At 68.7% G+C, this 15,028-nt stretch carries 12 protein-coding genes; 8 read left to right on the top strand and 4 right to left on the bottom strand.

Annotated features, from left to right (window positions below; translation table 11 throughout):
* Nucleotides 1-20 precede the first annotated feature (20 nt).
* The 7 genes from urtB to atzF all read left to right on the top strand — a co-directional run bounded on the left by urtB (nucleotide 21) and on the right by atzF (nucleotide 6,665).
* Entirely contained in the window at nucleotides 21-905 is an 885-nt protein-coding gene (urtB, locus tag EQ874_RS16620; protein ID WP_129977458.1) for an urea ABC transporter permease subunit UrtB, read from the top strand.
* Entirely contained in the window at nucleotides 905-2,074 is a 1,170-nt protein-coding gene (gene urtC, locus EQ874_RS16625; protein WP_242496785.1) for an urea ABC transporter permease subunit UrtC, read from the top strand. The genes urtB and urtC overlap by 1 nt, the downstream gene beginning before the upstream one ends.
* Entirely contained in the window at nucleotides 2,071-2,853 is a 783-nt protein-coding gene (gene urtD, locus EQ874_RS16630) for an urea ABC transporter ATP-binding protein UrtD (RefSeq protein ID WP_129977459.1), read from the top strand. Before urtC ends, urtD begins: the two co-directional genes overlap by 4 nt.
* Complete coding sequence (gene urtE / locus EQ874_RS16635) at nucleotides 2,853-3,545, top strand: urea ABC transporter ATP-binding subunit UrtE (protein WP_129977585.1); 693 nt, start codon at nucleotides 2,853-2,855, stop codon at nucleotides 3,543-3,545. The genes urtD and urtE overlap by 1 nt, the downstream gene beginning before the upstream one ends.
* Nucleotides 3,545-4,231 carry a GntR family transcriptional regulator gene (locus EQ874_RS16640; RefSeq protein ID WP_129977460.1) on the top strand — a complete coding sequence of 229 codons (687 nt, stop codon included), beginning with the start codon at nucleotides 3,545-3,547 and terminating at the stop codon, nucleotides 4,229-4,231. The genes urtE and EQ874_RS16640 overlap by 1 nt, the downstream gene beginning before the upstream one ends.
* 66 nt (nucleotides 4,232-4,297) lie before the next feature.
* On the top strand, nucleotides 4,298-4,828 hold the full coding sequence (locus EQ874_RS16645; RefSeq protein ID WP_129977461.1) for a carboxymuconolactone decarboxylase family protein: 531 nt from the start codon (nucleotides 4,298-4,300) through the stop codon (nucleotides 4,826-4,828).
* A 112-nt stretch (nucleotides 4,829-4,940) separates the two neighbouring features.
* Nucleotides 4,941-6,665, top strand: a complete 1,725-nt coding sequence (gene atzF, locus EQ874_RS16650; RefSeq protein ID WP_129977586.1) for an allophanate hydrolase — start codon at nucleotides 4,941-4,943, stop codon at nucleotides 6,663-6,665.
* Nucleotides 6,666-6,678: 13 nt separating this feature from the next.
* On the opposite strand, the gene EQ874_RS16655 is transcribed toward atzF, so the two are convergent.
* From EQ874_RS16655 to lpdA, 4 genes are all read right to left on the bottom strand, one after another.
* The gene (locus EQ874_RS16655; protein WP_129977462.1) at nucleotides 6,679-8,115 is read right to left on the bottom strand and encodes an acyl-CoA desaturase; all 1,437 of its coding nucleotides are present in this window, start codon (nucleotides 8,113-8,115) and stop codon (nucleotides 6,679-6,681) included.
* A gap of 28 nt (nucleotides 8,116-8,143) precedes the next feature.
* Nucleotides 8,144-9,241: a ferredoxin reductase gene (locus EQ874_RS16660; RefSeq protein ID WP_129977463.1), complete on the bottom strand. Its 1,098-nt coding sequence runs from the start codon at nucleotides 9,239-9,241 to the stop codon at nucleotides 8,144-8,146.
* A gap of 69 nt (nucleotides 9,242-9,310) precedes the next feature.
* Complete coding sequence (locus tag EQ874_RS16665) at nucleotides 9,311-9,643, bottom strand: cupin (RefSeq protein ID WP_129977464.1); 333 nt, start codon at nucleotides 9,641-9,643, stop codon at nucleotides 9,311-9,313.
* Between the two features lie 317 nt (nucleotides 9,644-9,960).
* On the bottom strand, nucleotides 9,961-11,364 hold the full coding sequence (gene lpdA, locus EQ874_RS16670; RefSeq protein WP_129977465.1) for a dihydrolipoyl dehydrogenase: 1,404 nt from the start codon (nucleotides 11,362-11,364) through the stop codon (nucleotides 9,961-9,963).
* Between the two features lie 351 nt (nucleotides 11,365-11,715).
* Here lpdA and EQ874_RS16685 point away from each other — a divergent pair, with 351 nt between their 5' ends.
* A complete protein-coding gene (locus tag EQ874_RS16685) occupies nucleotides 11,716-14,982 on the top strand; it encodes a BTAD domain-containing putative transcriptional regulator (protein ID WP_129977466.1) in 3,267 nt (1,088 codons plus the stop codon).
* Nucleotides 14,983-15,028: the final 46 nt, after the last annotated feature.

Here is a 15,028-nt window from a genome sequence, read left to right on the forward strand (position 1 = left end):
GAGCCGACGAGGGAGACGACATGGATGTCCTTGTAGGACAGATCTTCACAGGATTGAGTATCGGATCGATCCTGTTGCTGGCAGCGCTGGGGCTGTCGCTGACGTTCGGCCAGATGGGCGTGATCAACATGGCCCACGGCGAATTCATCATGGCCGGCAGCTACACGGCGTTCGTCGTGCAGCAGGTGATCTCCTCGGCCGGGGTGTCCCTGTTCGTCTCCCTGCTCGTCGGCTTCCTGGTGGGCGGTGTGATGGGGGTGCTGCTCGAGGTCACCCTCATCCGCCGCATGTACCACCGCCCGCTCGACACCCTGCTCGTGACCTTCGGTGTGGGCCTGCTGCTCCAGCAGGCCGCCCGCGACATCTTCGGCGCCCCCGCCGTCAACGTCGTCGCACCGTCCTGGCTCTCCGGCGGGGTCGAGATCCTCGGGGCGGTGGTCCCCAAGACCCGCCTGTTCATCCTCGCCCTGGCCGTGATCTGTGTGATCGCGCTGATCGCGTCGTTGAAGTACACCCCGATGGGACGACGGATCCGCGCCGTGGTGCAGAATCGCGATCTCGCCGAGACCGTGGGCATCTCGTCCCGCCGCACCGACATCACCACCTTCTTCCTCGGCTCCGGCCTGGCCGGTCTCGCCGGTGTCGCCCTGACCCTGATCGGCTCCACCAGCCCGACCGTCGGGCAGTCGTACCTGATCGACGCCTTCCTCGTGGTCGTTATCGGCGGTCTCGGCCGGATCGAGGGCGCGGTGCTCGCGGCCGTCGCACTGGGCCTGCTCACTTCGTTCATCGAGTACTCCACGACCGCCTCGATCGCGAAGGTGATCGTGTTCGTGCTCATCGTGATCTTCCTGCAGGTCCGCCCGCAGGGCCTGTTCGCCGTCAAGACGAGGAGCCTGGTCTGATGCCTGCGATCTTCTCGACCCGCACCTTCACCCGCCCCGGACCCGCTCGTATCATCACCCGCCCCGGACCCGCCCGTACCGCAGCGGGTTTCGCGCTCGCCGCACTGATCCTGTTCGGCCTCGCCCCCGCGCTGCTCTCCGATTTCCGTCTCGGTCTGCTCGGGAAGTTCCTGTGTTTCGCGATCGTCGCCGTCGGCATCGGTCTGGCCTGGGGCCGAGGCGGCATGCTCACCCTCGGCCAGGGTGTGTTCTTCGGCCTCGGCGCCTACATCATGGCGATGCACCTGAAGATCGCCGACGCGCAGCTCCGCGGCGATTCGGTTCCGGACTTCATGCAGATCGCCGGCATCCGCGAGCTACCCGCCTACTGGGTGCCGTTCACCTCGCCCGCCGTGACGCTGCTGGCGATCCTGGTCGTGCCGGCCCTGGTCGCCGCCCTGCTCGGCTTCGGGGTGTTCGCCCGCCGCGTCAAGGGTGCCTACTTCGCGATCCTCTCCCAGGCCCTGGCCGCCGCCTTCGCGATCCTGCTGGTCGGTCAGCAATCCACCGGAGGATCCAACGGTCTCAACAGGTTCCGCACCTTCTTCGGCTACGACCTGTCCGACCCGGTGAACAAGCGGATGCTGTTCTTCATCGTCGCCGCGATCCTGCTGCTCGTCGTCGCCGCGACCCGCCAGCTCATGCAGTCCCGTTACGGTGAACTGCTCGTCGCGGTGCGCGACCAGGAAGAGCGCGTCCGTTTCCTGGGCTACGATCCCGCCCTGATCAAGGTCGTGGCCTACACCGTCGCCGCCTTCTTCGCCGGCATCGCCGGGGCGATGTTCGTGCCCATCGTCGGCATCATCTCCCCCGCCGACGTCGGCATCGTCCCGTCGATCGCGTTCCTCATCGGCGTGGCCATCGGCGGACGCAACACCCTGCTCGGCCCGGTCCTCGGCGCCATCGGCGTCGCCTGGGCACAGACCGCCCTGTCGGAGAACTTCCCCTCCGCCTGGACCTACGCCCAGGGCCTGCTGTTCATCGTCGTCGTCGGCTTCTTCCCCGCCGGCCTGGCCGGAGTGATCACCCTGCTGCGCCGGCGCCGCCGCACCACCCCTCCGGATCCGACATCCGAACCCGAACCCCAACCCGAACCCGCCGACCTTCCCGCGATGGAGCGCGCCCGATGAGCACACCCGTCTACGGCGGCAACGCCGGTATGAGCAGCGACTACCTCGAGATCCGCGACCTGCGTGTCACCTTCGACGGCTTCACCGCCGTCGACGGCGTGGACCTGACCCTCCTCCAAGGCGACCTGCGGTTCCTCATCGGCCCCAACGGTGCCGGCAAGACCACCCTCGTCGACGCCGTCACCGGCCTGGTGCCCGCGACCGGCTCGATCACCAAGTCCGGCGTCGAACTGCTCGGCAAGAAGACCCACAGGATCGCGCGGCTCGGCGTCGGCCGCACCTTCCAGACCGCCTCGGTCTTCGAGGAACTGTCGGTCCTGCAGAACCTCGACATCGCTGCCGGTGCCGGTCGCTCTCCCTGGCACCTGCTCCGCCGCCGCAGCGGCGTGCTGCCCGAGATCGAGGAAGCCCTCGAAACGATCGGCCTGACCGCCCACCGCGACACCCCCGCCGGGATCCTCGCCCACGGGCAGAAGCAGTGGCTCGAGATCGGCATGCTGCTCGTCCAGAACGCCGACGTCCTGCTCCTCGACGAACCCGTCGCCGGCATGAGCCACGACGAACGCGAGGAGACCGGGCAACTGCTGCGCCGCATCGGCGCCCAGCGCACCGTGGTCGTCGTCGAGCACGACATGGACTTCATGCGCGCCTTCGCCACCTCCGTCACCGTCCTCGCCCGCGGCAAGGTCATCGCCGACGGCACCGTCGACCAGGTCCAGAACGACCCGCAGGTCCAGCAGGTCTATCTCGGGACCGCCACCGCACCTCAGGAGGCATGATGCTCGAACTCGTCGACGTCCACGCCGGTTACGGCCGCACCGAGATCCTGCACGGACTCTCCCTCACCGTCCCGACCTGCAGGTCCGTCGCGGTCATGGGCCACAACGGCGCCGGCAAGACCACCCTGCTGCGCGCCGCCGTCGGCCTGCTGCCCGTCACGAAAGGAAAGATCCTCTTCGACGGTGAGGACATCACCTCGCTGCGACCGTCCGCCCGCGTCGCCCGGGGTCTGGCCTACGTCCCGCAAGGGCAGCAGTCCTTCGGCCAGCTCACCTGCCGTGAGAACCTGCAGGTCGTCGCGGACACCAGGCGCAACGGCCGCGCGCTCGTCGCCGACATGCTCGACTTGTTCCCCGCCCTCGTCCCGCTGCTCGACCGCCGGGCAGGGTTGCTCTCCGGCGGCCAGCGCCAGCAACTCGCCATCGCCCGCGCCCTGATCACCGAACCGCGCATGCTCGTCCTCGACGAGCCCACCGAGGGCATCCAGCCCTCGGTGGTCGCCGAGATCGAGAACACCATCGTCGAACTCGGCCGTAGCGGCGACCTCGGGGTGCTGCTCGTCGAACAGCACATCGGTTTCGCTCTCGACAACGCCCTGCACTACTACGTCCTCGAATCCGGGCGTATCACCTCCACCGGGGAAGGTGGTGTCGACGCCGCTGCCACCGTCCGCGCAGCAATGGCGATCTGATGGCCGCCGACACCCGCCGCGAACGCGTCTACACGGCGCTGCGTGCCCGTCTGATGTCCGGCACACTCTCCCCCGACGAACGGCTCAGCGAGGAACGGCTCGCCGAGCAGTACGGGGTGTCGCGCACTCCGGTGCGCGAGGCCCTCGCCCGGCTGGTGTCCGACGGGCTCGTCGAGCGTCGTGACCAGGGACTGTATCCCTACCGTCCGCGTTTCGACGACCTCGCCGACCTGTACGAGCTGCGCACCATCCTGGAGCTGCGCGGGATCCGCCGGGTGCTCGCGGACGAGTCGGTACGGCACGACCCCGACGTCCTCGGCCCCGAGCTCGACCACTGGTACGAGATTCGCAGCCATCCGCCCGAACCGGACGCCGGTTTCGTCACGCTGGACGAACGCTTCCACATGACGTTGCTCGCCGCCTCCGGCAATCGCGCCCTGTGCGACGCCCTGGCCTCGGTGAACGCCAAGGTGCGTCCGGTGCGGATGTTCGACTACCTGACCCCCGATCGCATCGCCGCCACCGTCGACGAGCACATCGCGGTCGCCGAACTCGTTCTCGCCGACAAGCTCGACGACGCCCACGACCTGCTGCTCACCCACATCGACACCTCGCGATCGGTGGTCGTGCGACGCGCCGAGGAGGCACGCACCTTCGCGCGGATGGCCCGCGCCGTCCGCGACTGACCCGCATCCGTGGAGCCCCGACCGTTCCGCGTGACCCGACGAGCTCGTTCGGGCACACTGGCGCTCATGACACCCCGCATCCAGCCCGGACGTTTCAAGGAACTCGGCCCGCTCAACTGGGTGACATGGAAGGCCCTGTCCGCTGCCGGGGGTACCTCGGACGCCCACCTGTTCAGCACGCTCGGCCGCACCGGGCGACTGTTCCGCGGATGGCTGCACTATGCGGGCATGCTCATGCCGTTCGGCCGCCTCGGCCGCTTCGAGTCGGAGATGGTCATCCTGCGGGTAGCGCATCTACGCGAGTGCGGTTACGAATTCGACCATCACACCCGTCTGGGCCGCCGCGCGGGGATCACCGACGAGGTGCGCGACCGTATCGTCGCCGGACCCGGCGCTCCGGACTGGCAGCCGAGGCACCGTACGCTTCTCGCCGCCGTCGACGAGCTCGTGACCACGAAGCAGCTGTCCGACGAGACGTGGTCGTCGCTCGCGCAGTACTACGACGACCGCAGGCTCATCGAATTCTGTCTGCTGGTCACGCAATACGACGCCCTCGCCACGACCATCGGTGTCCTGCAGATCGAACGCGACTTCTGATCCGTCCGCCCCTGCCGCACCCGGCCGGAGAGGACATCCCTAACAAGGCTGTTACACAACGTCACAACGGCGTCATTGCCGGTCCATAGCGTATACAGCCATGTCCACGACGATGTATACAGCTGCGGCGCCCGTCTCCCCGGCGAAGGTGTCCGCCACCGATCGCGTGCGTGCCGCGCTGCGCCGTATCGGCGAGGTGGAGCGCCCCGAAGTGTGGATCGCGCTGCGCGGCGCCGACGATCTCCTCGCCGAGGCCGCCGCCGTGGACGCCCGGGTCGCCGCCGGTGAGTCACTGCCGCTCGCCGGTCTGGTCGTCGCGGTCAAGGACAACGTGGACGTCGCCGGAATCCCCACCACCGCTGCATGTCCCGAGTTCGCGTACGTCCCCGAGGAGACCGCCTCGGGTGTCGAGCGCCTGATCGCCGCCGGCGCCGTCGTCCTGGGCAAGACCAACCTCGACCAGTTCGCCACCGGTCTCGTCGGGACCCGCAGCCCGTACGGGGCGGTGCGGTGCGCCTGGGATCCCGAGAAGGTCTCGGGCGGTTCGAGTTCGGGTTCGGCGGTCGCGGTGGCGCTCGGCATCGCCGACATCGGGCTGGGCACCGACACCGCCGGTTCGGGACGCGTCCCGGCCGCGCTGAACGGAATCGTCGGTGTCAAGGCCACCCTCGGCGTGATCCCGGCGCACGGCGTGGTGCCGGCGTGCGTCGACTACGACTGCCTCACGGTCTTCGCGCCGTCGCTCGACCTCGCGGCGACCGCGGTCCGGGTGATGGCCGGACCCGAATCCCGAGATACGCGCAGCAGGGCATGGCCCGCGGACGTGCGACTCGCCGCGTCGAACGCTCTGCGTGTCGCGGTGCCGCGCGCCGAGGATCTCGAGGCTCTGTGCGACGACTACCGCGACGCCTTCGCCCGCACGGTGGCGACGACGCGCGAGGCCGGCGCCGAAATCGTCGAGGTGGACATCTCTCCGCTGCTCGACGCGGCGCTGCTGCTGTACGACGGTGCCGTGGTGGCCCAGCGCTACGCCGCTGTCGGCGAGTTCCTGTCGACGGCGCCGGAGGGCGCCGATCCCACCGTCGCCGCGATCGTCGCCGACGCGAAGAAGCCCGCCGCGTACGAACTCGTCGAGGACCTCGACACCCTCACCCACGTCAAGGCGTTCGCAGCTGAACTGCTCACCGGGTTCGACGGGCTGCTGCTCCCGACGACGACGGAACACCCGACGATCGCTGCAGTGGAGGCCGATCCGATCGCCGTCAATCGACGGATGGGCACCTACACCAACTTCTGCAACCTACTGGACATGGCGGCGGTGGCCGTTCCGGGCGCACCCACGGCGGACGGCGATCCGTTCGGGGTCATGGTCGTGGTCCCGGCCTTCGCCGATCAGGTGGCAGTGGACGTCGCGGCCGCGCTGAACGGTGTGGATGCGCCGCGCGTCGTCGAGTCCGGTGTGGAACTCGCGGTCTTCGGAGCGCACCTTCGCGGTCAGCCACTGCACTTCCAGTTCGAGGAGCTCGGGGCGCGGTTCGTCGAGGAAGTGCACACCTCCGACGCGTACCGTCTCGCCGCGCTGAACACGACACCACCCAAGCCGGGACTGGTGCGGCACGCACCGGGCGAGGGCGCCGCGATCGCCGGCGAACTGTTCCGCCTGTCGGAGGCCGGCCTCGGACGCTTCCTCGCCGCGCTCCCCGCCCCGATGACGTTGACGAGTGTCGAACTGGCGGACGGGCGGTGGGTCGTCGGTTTCGGATGCACGCAGGACGCCGCGAAGGACGCGGTGGACATCACCGGGTTCGGTGGCTGGAAGGCCTACCGGGCGTCGTGATCTCGGTGAGCGGTCAACGGGGCGGCGGGTCGACCTTCACGCCGCTACCGTCGTGTTCGGGTCCGGCGTCGGGATGATCGGCGGGTAGGCGGTCGCGGAACCGCGCGGCCTCGCTGGGGGCGGGCCCACCCTGGGGATCCTGCGAGCGTCGGTACGGTCCGGGCTTGGGCCGGGGCTTGCCGCCCGGGAAGGCGAGCCGGGCGATGGTGCGGTGCACCATGAACCACTGCTTGCCGAGTCTGCCCGAGTTGTAGGGCAGTTCGTAGCGTTCGCAGATGTCCTTGACCTTCGGCGCGACCTCCGCGTAGCGGGTGCTCGGCATGTCGGGGAACAGATGGTGCTCCACCTGGTAGCCGAGATTGCCGCTCATGACGTGGAACAGCGGGGTGCCTTCGATGTTCGCGGCGCCGACGAGCTGCCGCACGTACCACCCTCCGCGCGACTCGTTCTCGACCTCCTTCTTCGAGAAGGTGTAGGTCTGGTCGGGGAAGTGTCCGCAGAAGATGATCGCGTGCGCCCACACGTTGCGGATGATGTTGGCCGTGACGTCGGCGAGCACGGTCGCGAGGAAGGTCTTCTCGACACCGGGCAGATACCGGTCGGCGAGATCGGCTGCGGTACGGAACTTTCCGGGGCGGCCCTTACCGATCGGCCCCGTGCTCGTCGAGCGCAGTCGCCGCCCCAGACGTGAGGTCTTCGGCTGGGGCAACCGGCCCTGCAGCGCGACCTGCGCGAGACCGAACAGCGCGGCGCTCACCAGCGGCCAGCCGACGTAGTCCTTGACGAACTGGGCCCGGGCCTTACCGGCGATGCCCTTCAGTTCCTCGAGCACCTGCCCGGCCGACTTCTCTCCGGCCCACAGCGCCTCGAGGTCGAGGTCGTGCAGCGCGACACCCCACTCGAACAGCACGGTGAGCAGCGCGTTGTAGACGGGCTGCGCGAGGTAGACGGGGTGCCACTTCTGGTGTGGGTCGATCCGCATGATCTCGTAGCCGAGGTCCTTGTCGAGACCGCGAATGTTGGTGAACGTGTGGTGGATGTAGTTGTGCGAGTGCTTCCACGCTTCCGCGGTGGAGGCGGTGTCCCAGTCCCACACCGACGAGTGGATGTCCGGATCGTTCATCCAGTCCCACTGGCCGTGCATGACGTTGTGGCCGATCTCCATGTTCTCGAGGATCTTCGCCAGGCCGAGGCAGGCCGTCCCGGCCACCCATGCGGGCTTCGACGACGACGCGAACAGCAGCACCCGCCCCGCCACGACCAGTTGACGCTGCGCCGCGATGACGTTCTTGATGTACTGCCGGTCCTTGTCGCCGAGGCTCGAGTACACCTCGTCGTGGATGGCGTCGAATTCCTTCGCGATCTGCTCGAGATCGTCGTCGCTCAGATGCGCGAGCGGACTCTGCAGTTCCCGCGACCCGGTATCGGCCCTGTCGGTGCTTCTCGTCACGACGCCCCCTGCTTCGAAGCCGGTTGCTTCACAGTTCGATTTCGATGTCGCCCTCCGCGGTGTGGATGCAGGTACGCACCGCCGCCCCGGTGGGCTCGCTCACCTCGTCGGTTCGCAGGTCCCGGAGTTGTCCGGATCTCAGTGTTCCGACGCATGTGTGGCAGATGCCGATACGACAGCCGTACGGCAACTTCAGGCCGGCGTTCTCCCCTGCGACCAGGATGGGTGTTCCGCCGTCGCACTCCACCTCCTTCTCGCTGTCGAGGAAGTGGATGGTGCCGCCTTCGCCGCTCCCGGCATTCCCGCCGATGATCGGCTGGAAACGTTCGAGGTGGAATCTTTCGGGATCGCCGTGTTCGTCCCAGTGTTCTTCGAGGGCGTCGAGCAGGTCGCGCGGACCCGAACAGAAGGCGTCGCGCTCGCGCCAATCGGGGCACAGTTCGTCGAGGTCGCCGGGAGTGATGCGGCCGCGTTCACCGCTGAGCCACACTTCGAGGCGCAGCCCGGGATGGCGGTCGTCGAGCTCGCGCAGGGCCGACGAGAAGATCACCTCGTCGGGGGTGCGGGCGGAATGCACGACCACGACGTCGTCGACGCGGTCGCGGTGGTCGAGGCTGCGCAGCATGCTCATGATCGGCGTGATCCCGCTGCCTGCGCTGACGAACAGCATCTTCCGGGGCAGCGGGTCGGGCAGTGTGAACACGCCCTCCACCTCGCCGAGCCGGACGATGTCGCCCGGTTCGAGCTTGCGGACCAGATACGGCGAGACCACACCGTTCTCGACGAGCTTGGGCGTGACGCTGATGAGGCCGTCGACCGGATCCGGGTCGGAGGTGAGCGAATACGCCCGCCAGTGGTAGACGCCGTCGATGATCACGCCGAGCCGCACGTACTGGCCGGGCTCGTGCCCCCGCCACTCGTAGGCCGGGCGGATGAGCACCGACGCGGCGTCGCCGCCCTCGGGGACGACCCGCTCGACACGGCCGCGCAGTTCGCGGGTCGTCCAGAGCGGGTTGATCATCTCGAGATAGTCGTCGGGCCGCAGAGGTGTGAACAGGTGCCGCACCGTGCGCAGCAACCATCTCCGAACCGGGTGCACGTGTGGGCGAGCGCCGCGTTCCGCCATGGCGACACACTACGCGTGCATACACGCCGCACGTGCGGATTCGCTTCCGTGTGGAAGCGGGGACAATCGTCAGCGCAGGATCGTCAGCTGCACCACAGAATCGGCGTTCGCGACGAGGCGGTGCACGATGCCCGCGTCGACGTGGACCGCGGTGCCCGGCAGCAGCGACACGGTCTCGTCGGCGGTGCTGAACGCGATGTCCCCGGTGACGGTCTGCACGAGGATCGGGGCGCCGGCCTTGTGGTCGTCCATCGTCTGCCCGGCGGTGAAGGACAGACGCACGACGGTGGCGCCGGTGACCGCCGCCAGCTTCTCGATCCGCGGGCCGCTCCCCTCGCCCGGGTTCGGCTGCGCGAGGCCCTCGATACGGGTGAGTCTGCCCTCGACCTGCTGTGCACTCATGACGCTTCCTTCTTCGTGGCGACGATGCCGATCGCATCCGAAGCGCCCGGCGGCGGGCGTCGGACTTCCGAGTACGGAGACGATCCGGTCGGCCGCTGCGCGGATCAGGGGCCGGCCGTGGCGTCCTTGCGACGACTATAGAGGATTCCCACCCGGCAGTAATGGCACCCTCATCCGAGAATTCCCCGGCAGGAGTCCGGAACGACGTCAGCCCGCGACGACGGTCGGGTCGTCACGGGCTGAGCCGGTACATCCGAGCGGGGATCCGCCCGCACGGAAGAAGGGGAAATGCGTGGCCTCGGGTCGGCCCCGCATCCTCAGAAGTTGATCATGTGTCCTGCGAGACCGTGGATGGCCTCCTGCAGCGCCTCGCTCAGCGTCGGGTGCGTGTGGACGTTGCGCGCGAGCTCGTTGACCGTCAGATCCCACTTCTGGGCCAGGGTCAGCTCGGGCAGCAGCTCCGAGACGTCGGGGCCGATGAGATGGCCACCGATGAGTTCACCGTGGGTCTTGTCGGCGATGAGCTTGACAAAGCCGGTGGGATCGCCCAGACCGTGTGCCTTGCCGTTGGCGGTGAACGGGAAGGTCGCGACCTTCACGTCGTAGCCCTCGGCCTTCGCCTGCTCCTCGGTGAGACCGAAGGAGGCGACCTGCGGCTGGCAGAAGGTCGCGCGCGGCATCATGCGGTAGTCGCCGAGCTCGAGGGTCTCGGCACCGCCGATGGTCTCGGCCGCGACCACGGCCTGCGCCTCCGCGACGTGCGCGAGCTGCAGCTTCGCGGTGACGTCGCCGATGGCATAGATGCCCTCGACATTGGTGCGCATGCGCTCGTCGATCGCGATGGCACCGCGGTCGGTGAGCTCGACGCCGGTGTTCTCGAGGCCGTAGCCCTCGACGCGCGGCGCGAAGCCGACCGACTGCAGCACCTTGTCGACCGTGACGGTCTCGACGTTGCCGGACTTGTTGTCCTTGATCTCGACGGTCACCTTCGAGCCGTCGTCCGAGATCTTCTGCACGGCGGCACCGGTCTTGATGGTGATGCCGAGCTTCTTGTACGCCTTGGCGATCTCCTTGGAGACGTCGGCGTCCTCGTTGGGCAGTGCGCGGTCGAGGAACTCGACGATGGTGACGTCGACCCCGTAGTTCTTCAGGACGTAGCCGAACTCCATGCCGATAGCGCCGGCGCCGACGATGACGATGGACTCGGGGAGGTCGCGGGTGAGGATCTGCTCCTCGTAGGTGACGACGTTCTCGCTGAGCTCGGTGCCCGGCAGCAGCTTGGTGACCGAGCCGGTGGCGATGATGACGTTGTCGAAGGTCACCTGTTCGGTGCCACCCTTGGTGAGGGCCACCTCGATGGTCTTGGCGTCGACGAACGAGCCCTTACCGTCGTATTCGGTGATCTTGTTCTTCTTCATGAGGAAGTGCACGCCCTTGGTGCGGCCGTCCGCGACCTTGCGGCTGCGGTCGTAGGCGGCACCGAAGTCGAAGGACACATCTCCCGAGATGCCGAAGGTCTTGGCCTCTTTGTTGAAGAGATGTGCCAGCTCGGCGTTGCGGAGAAGTGCCTTCGAGGGGATGCATCCCACGTTCAGGCAGACACCACCCCAGTACTTCTGCTCGATGATGGCGGTGCTCAGTCCCAGCTGTGCCGCGCGGATAGCAGCGACGTACCCACCGGGACCGGCTCCGAGGACAACGACGTCATAGTGTGAGGTCACGGATATACAGGGTAGTCCCGCCCGATTCCGGCGTCTGCCGATGGTCCGGTTACCGTCCGGTAGCTCCCGGATCCGGCGAGCGGGACCGTCACGGCGAGCAGCACGACGCACCAGCCGAGCGCCGACCACACCGGACGGTGCAGCGGCCACGCCGCATACGCGGGTACAGGCGCGGAGGCCGAGAGCAGCTCGCGAAACGCCCCCACGACGGCACTGACAGCGGTACCGAGGTGAAGGATCGTGCGTTCCGCGCCGGCGTCGACGCGCTCCTGTTCGGCATCGCGCCGACCCACCGACATCGGCCGCCGACTCTCGCGTTCGCGCCTGCACCACCGCTAATCTGGCGCGATCATGACTGCGACCGCGACAGCCGCCGAGCCCGTGCACATCAGCGTGCTGGGCCCGACCGTCGTGACGGTCGGCGACCGGACGGTGCCCACCGGTGGTCCCGGGGCCCGGGCGGTGCTCGCGCGACTGCTCGTCGCGGCAGGTCACGTCGTCTCGACCGACCTGCTGATCGAAGATCTGTGGTCCGGCAGTCCTCCCCCGAAGGCTCTGGCCGCGCTCCAGGTCCATGTCTCGAATCTGCGGCGCCTGCTCGAACCGTCGCGAGCTCCGCGCACACCGTCGTCGGTGATCGTCACCGCACCACCCGGTTACGCACTGCGGTTGCCGCACCGGGCCGTCGACGCGTGGCATTTCGACCGGCTCGTCACCGAGGCGCTGACCGTCGACGACAACAGCTCGCGCATCGGGATGCTGTCGCAGGCACTGGACCTGTGGAAGGGAGTGCCGTACCACGAGCACCTCGACGCCGACTGGGCGCGCAACGAGAGTGACCGGCTCGCGCAGGTCCACGCCACCGCCCTGGAGGCACGCGCCCACGCCCACCTCGACGACGGTCGCGCCGAACTCGCGGCCGACGGACTCGAACACCACGTCCAGAACAATCCCGGACGCGAGTTCGCCGTCCGGGTGCTGGCACTGGCCCGGTACCGCTGCGGCCGACAGGCCGAGGCCCTGGCCGCCCTGCACCGCACCCGCGAGTACCTGCTCGACGAGCTGGGCATCGATCCCTCGCCCGAACTACGACAACTCGAACACGACATCCTGAACCAGCGGGCGTCGCTGTCACCGGCGCGCACCGACACCCCGGCGACCGTTCCGCTGCGGGACGATCCGGAACCGGACGACGAGATCGTCGGTCGTGGAAACGAACTCGACCTCCTCGTGCAGGCGGCCCGGCGATCCGACACCGACGGTCTGCAGCTGGTGTGGATCTCCGGCGATGCCGGCGAAGGCAAGAGCGCCCTCGCCGGGGCGTTCGTGCGACGGATCGCGGATTCGGGCCGCTCCCCGGCCTGGGGATCGTGCCCCGAGATCGACGGAGCGCCGCCGGCCTGGCCGTGGACCGAGATCCTGCGCGAGCTCGGGCTTCCGGAGCCACCCGCATCGCCGTTCGAACTGAGCCGGGCACTCGAACGACAGCTGTCGCTGCCGGACCGACGAACCGTGCTCGTCCTCGACGACCTCCACCGCGCGGATGAACCCACGCTGCAGGTCCTACGGCACATCGCGGCCTCCGCCCGCAGGTCGGCGACCCTTGTCGTGGCCACCTTCCGTCCCGGCGAGACCACCGACGATCTGCACGCCACCTGGGCCGCGACCGCGGGGACACCGGGAACCCGGATCGTCCTCGGGGGCGTGGGCCGCGACGAGGCACGCACGATCGCGCGACGCCTCGGTGCGCCCGAACTCGACGAGACCACCCTCACGGACCTCCTCGGGCAGACGGACGGGAACCCGCTCTTCGTCGAGGAGTACTGCCGCCTGATCGCGTCGGAAGGGGTCGGCGCGCTGCGGGGCAACGTCCCCGAGGGTGTGCGGAACATCCTCGCGCGCCGCATCTCCCGGCTCCCCGAGCGGACCGTCGTCACTCTGCGCCGCGGTGCGGTGCTCGGACGCGACTTCGACCTGTCCATCCTGTGCGAGGTCGGTGACGACGACGAGGAGAGCATGATCGATGCGCTCGAACCCGCCGTGGTCACCGGAATCCTCGCCGAACCGGGACCCGATCGCCTCCGCTTCGGCCACGATCTCGTACGGGAGACCCTCTACGACGCGATACCCGCCATGCGGCGCAGGAGGATCCACGCCGCAGCCTTGGACGCGTTGGCGCGCCGGAACCCACCGGACCCCACGGCACTCGCGCATCACGCGATCGGTGCGGCCACGCCCGCGACCGCCGAACGATGCGCGGGGTACGTCGTCGAGGGGGCGCGTGCCGCCGAGCGGCAGTACTCCTTCCGGGACGCCTTCGAACTGTGGAGTGCCGCGCTGTCGCTGTGGGAGGACGCAGTCGACCCCCACGACCGGCTGTTGCTCGGGATTCTCGTCGGCCGGGTGGGCCCTCAGGCCCGTACCGGAGACATCGTCGGCGCTCGGGAGACGCGATTGCGCGCGGTGAGGATCGCCCGCTCGCTCGGTGACGGTGACGCCCTCGTACGTGCTCTCGTATCGTGGTCGGCACCGGTGGTGTGGACGATCCGGACCGACAGCGTGCCCGACTCCGAGATACTCGACGCGATCGACGTCGCGCTGGCCCGAGGCGGCGTCACCGCGAGCGACCGCGCCCTGCTCCTCGTGACCCGCGTCTTCGAACTCGAAGGACTCGATGACGCGGAATGCCTCGCCGCGGCGCTCGAAGCACGCTCGGCAGCAGAGGAATGCGGCGACCCGGTAATTCTCGTGCGCGCACTCAACGCCGTCGGCTATGTCGCCTTCGGCCCCGACCTCGTCCACGAGCGGCTGGGCAACGCCGCCCGACTGCTCGAGATCGCGACCGCGGTGGGCGACGAGGGATTCGTCTCGGTGGCGCACTTCCAGCGGTTCCTCGCCGCGACCGCCGAGACCGACTTCGGACAGGCCTACGAGAGCGCCGCCCTGGCAACACGATCCGCGGCCGGCCACCAGCTGGCACAGATGCTCGGGGTCCTCGCCATCTTCGAGGCGCTGATCGAGACGATGGCGGGCCGCCTCGAGAACGGATTGTGCCGCTACGACGAGATCTCGGCGGCGCTGCACGCCCAGGGCATGACGGTGGCACAGTGGATCGGCACGCTCGGTCGCATCGGCGTCGCCGTGGTACGCGACGACTTCTCCTCCCTCGTGGAGGAACTGGACGCCATCGAGACGGTCCGGCCCCACGCCATCCGGTTCCCCTTGATCCTTGCACTGCTCGACCGGGGCGACGACGACCGCGCCCGCCGGCTGTGGGAGACGAGCAGACCGTATGCGCGCGACTACTACTGGCTCGCCATGACGACCTTCCGCGCCCGTGCGGCCGCTCGTCTCGGGGAGGTCGACGCAGCGCGCGCACTGCACACCGAACTCCTCCCGTTCTCGGGCCGGATCGCAGGGCTGGATTCGGGCTCGTTCTATGCGGGTCCCGTGGATCTCGCGCTCGCCGAGACCGCGGAGGTCACGGGAGACACCGATGCGGCGACCCGGTGGCAGGCCGCCGCGTCGGAACTCGTCACACGAACAGCGGAGCGTCTGCGCGCCGGGCGGTCGGCGGCGCCGCATCCCGCCGAGAGCGATCGGTCGCCCGCGGGATGAGCACGCCGACCGCGGCGAACGGGAGTCCGCGCGGCAATCGAGTGCG

It is taken from the genome of Rhodococcus sp. Q1, assembly GCF_004153645.1.
GTDB lineage: Bacteria > Actinomycetota > Actinomycetes > Mycobacteriales > Mycobacteriaceae > Rhodococcus > Rhodococcus gordoniae.

Excerpts from the sequence above, each read along its gene's own strand:
- urtB (WP_129977458.1), top strand. The coding sequence starts at position 21 with ATGGATGTCCTTGTAGGACAGATCTTCACAGGATTGAGTATCGGATCG.
- urtC (WP_242496785.1), top strand. The coding sequence starts at position 905 with ATGCCTGCGATCTTCTCGACCCGCACCTTCACCCGCCCCGGACCCGCT.
- urtD (WP_129977459.1), top strand. The coding sequence starts at position 2,071 with ATGAGCACACCCGTCTACGGCGGCAACGCCGGTATGAGCAGCGACTAC.
- urtE (WP_129977585.1), top strand. The coding sequence starts at position 2,853 with ATGCTCGAACTCGTCGACGTCCACGCCGGTTACGGCCGCACCGAGATC.
- EQ874_RS16640 (WP_129977460.1), top strand. The coding sequence starts at position 3,545 with ATGGCCGCCGACACCCGCCGCGAACGCGTCTACACGGCGCTGCGTGCC.
- EQ874_RS16645 (WP_129977461.1), top strand. The coding sequence starts at position 4,298 with ATGACACCCCGCATCCAGCCCGGACGTTTCAAGGAACTCGGCCCGCTC.
- atzF (WP_129977586.1), top strand. The coding sequence starts at position 4,941 with ATGTATACAGCTGCGGCGCCCGTCTCCCCGGCGAAGGTGTCCGCCACC.
- EQ874_RS16660 (WP_129977463.1), bottom strand. The coding sequence starts at position 9,241 with ATGGCGGAACGCGGCGCTCGCCCACACGTGCACCCGGTTCGGAGATGG.
- EQ874_RS16665 (WP_129977464.1), bottom strand. The coding sequence starts at position 9,643 with ATGAGTGCACAGCAGGTCGAGGGCAGACTCACCCGTATCGAGGGCCTC.
- EQ874_RS16685 (WP_129977466.1), top strand. The coding sequence starts at position 11,716 with ATGACTGCGACCGCGACAGCCGCCGAGCCCGTGCACATCAGCGTGCTG.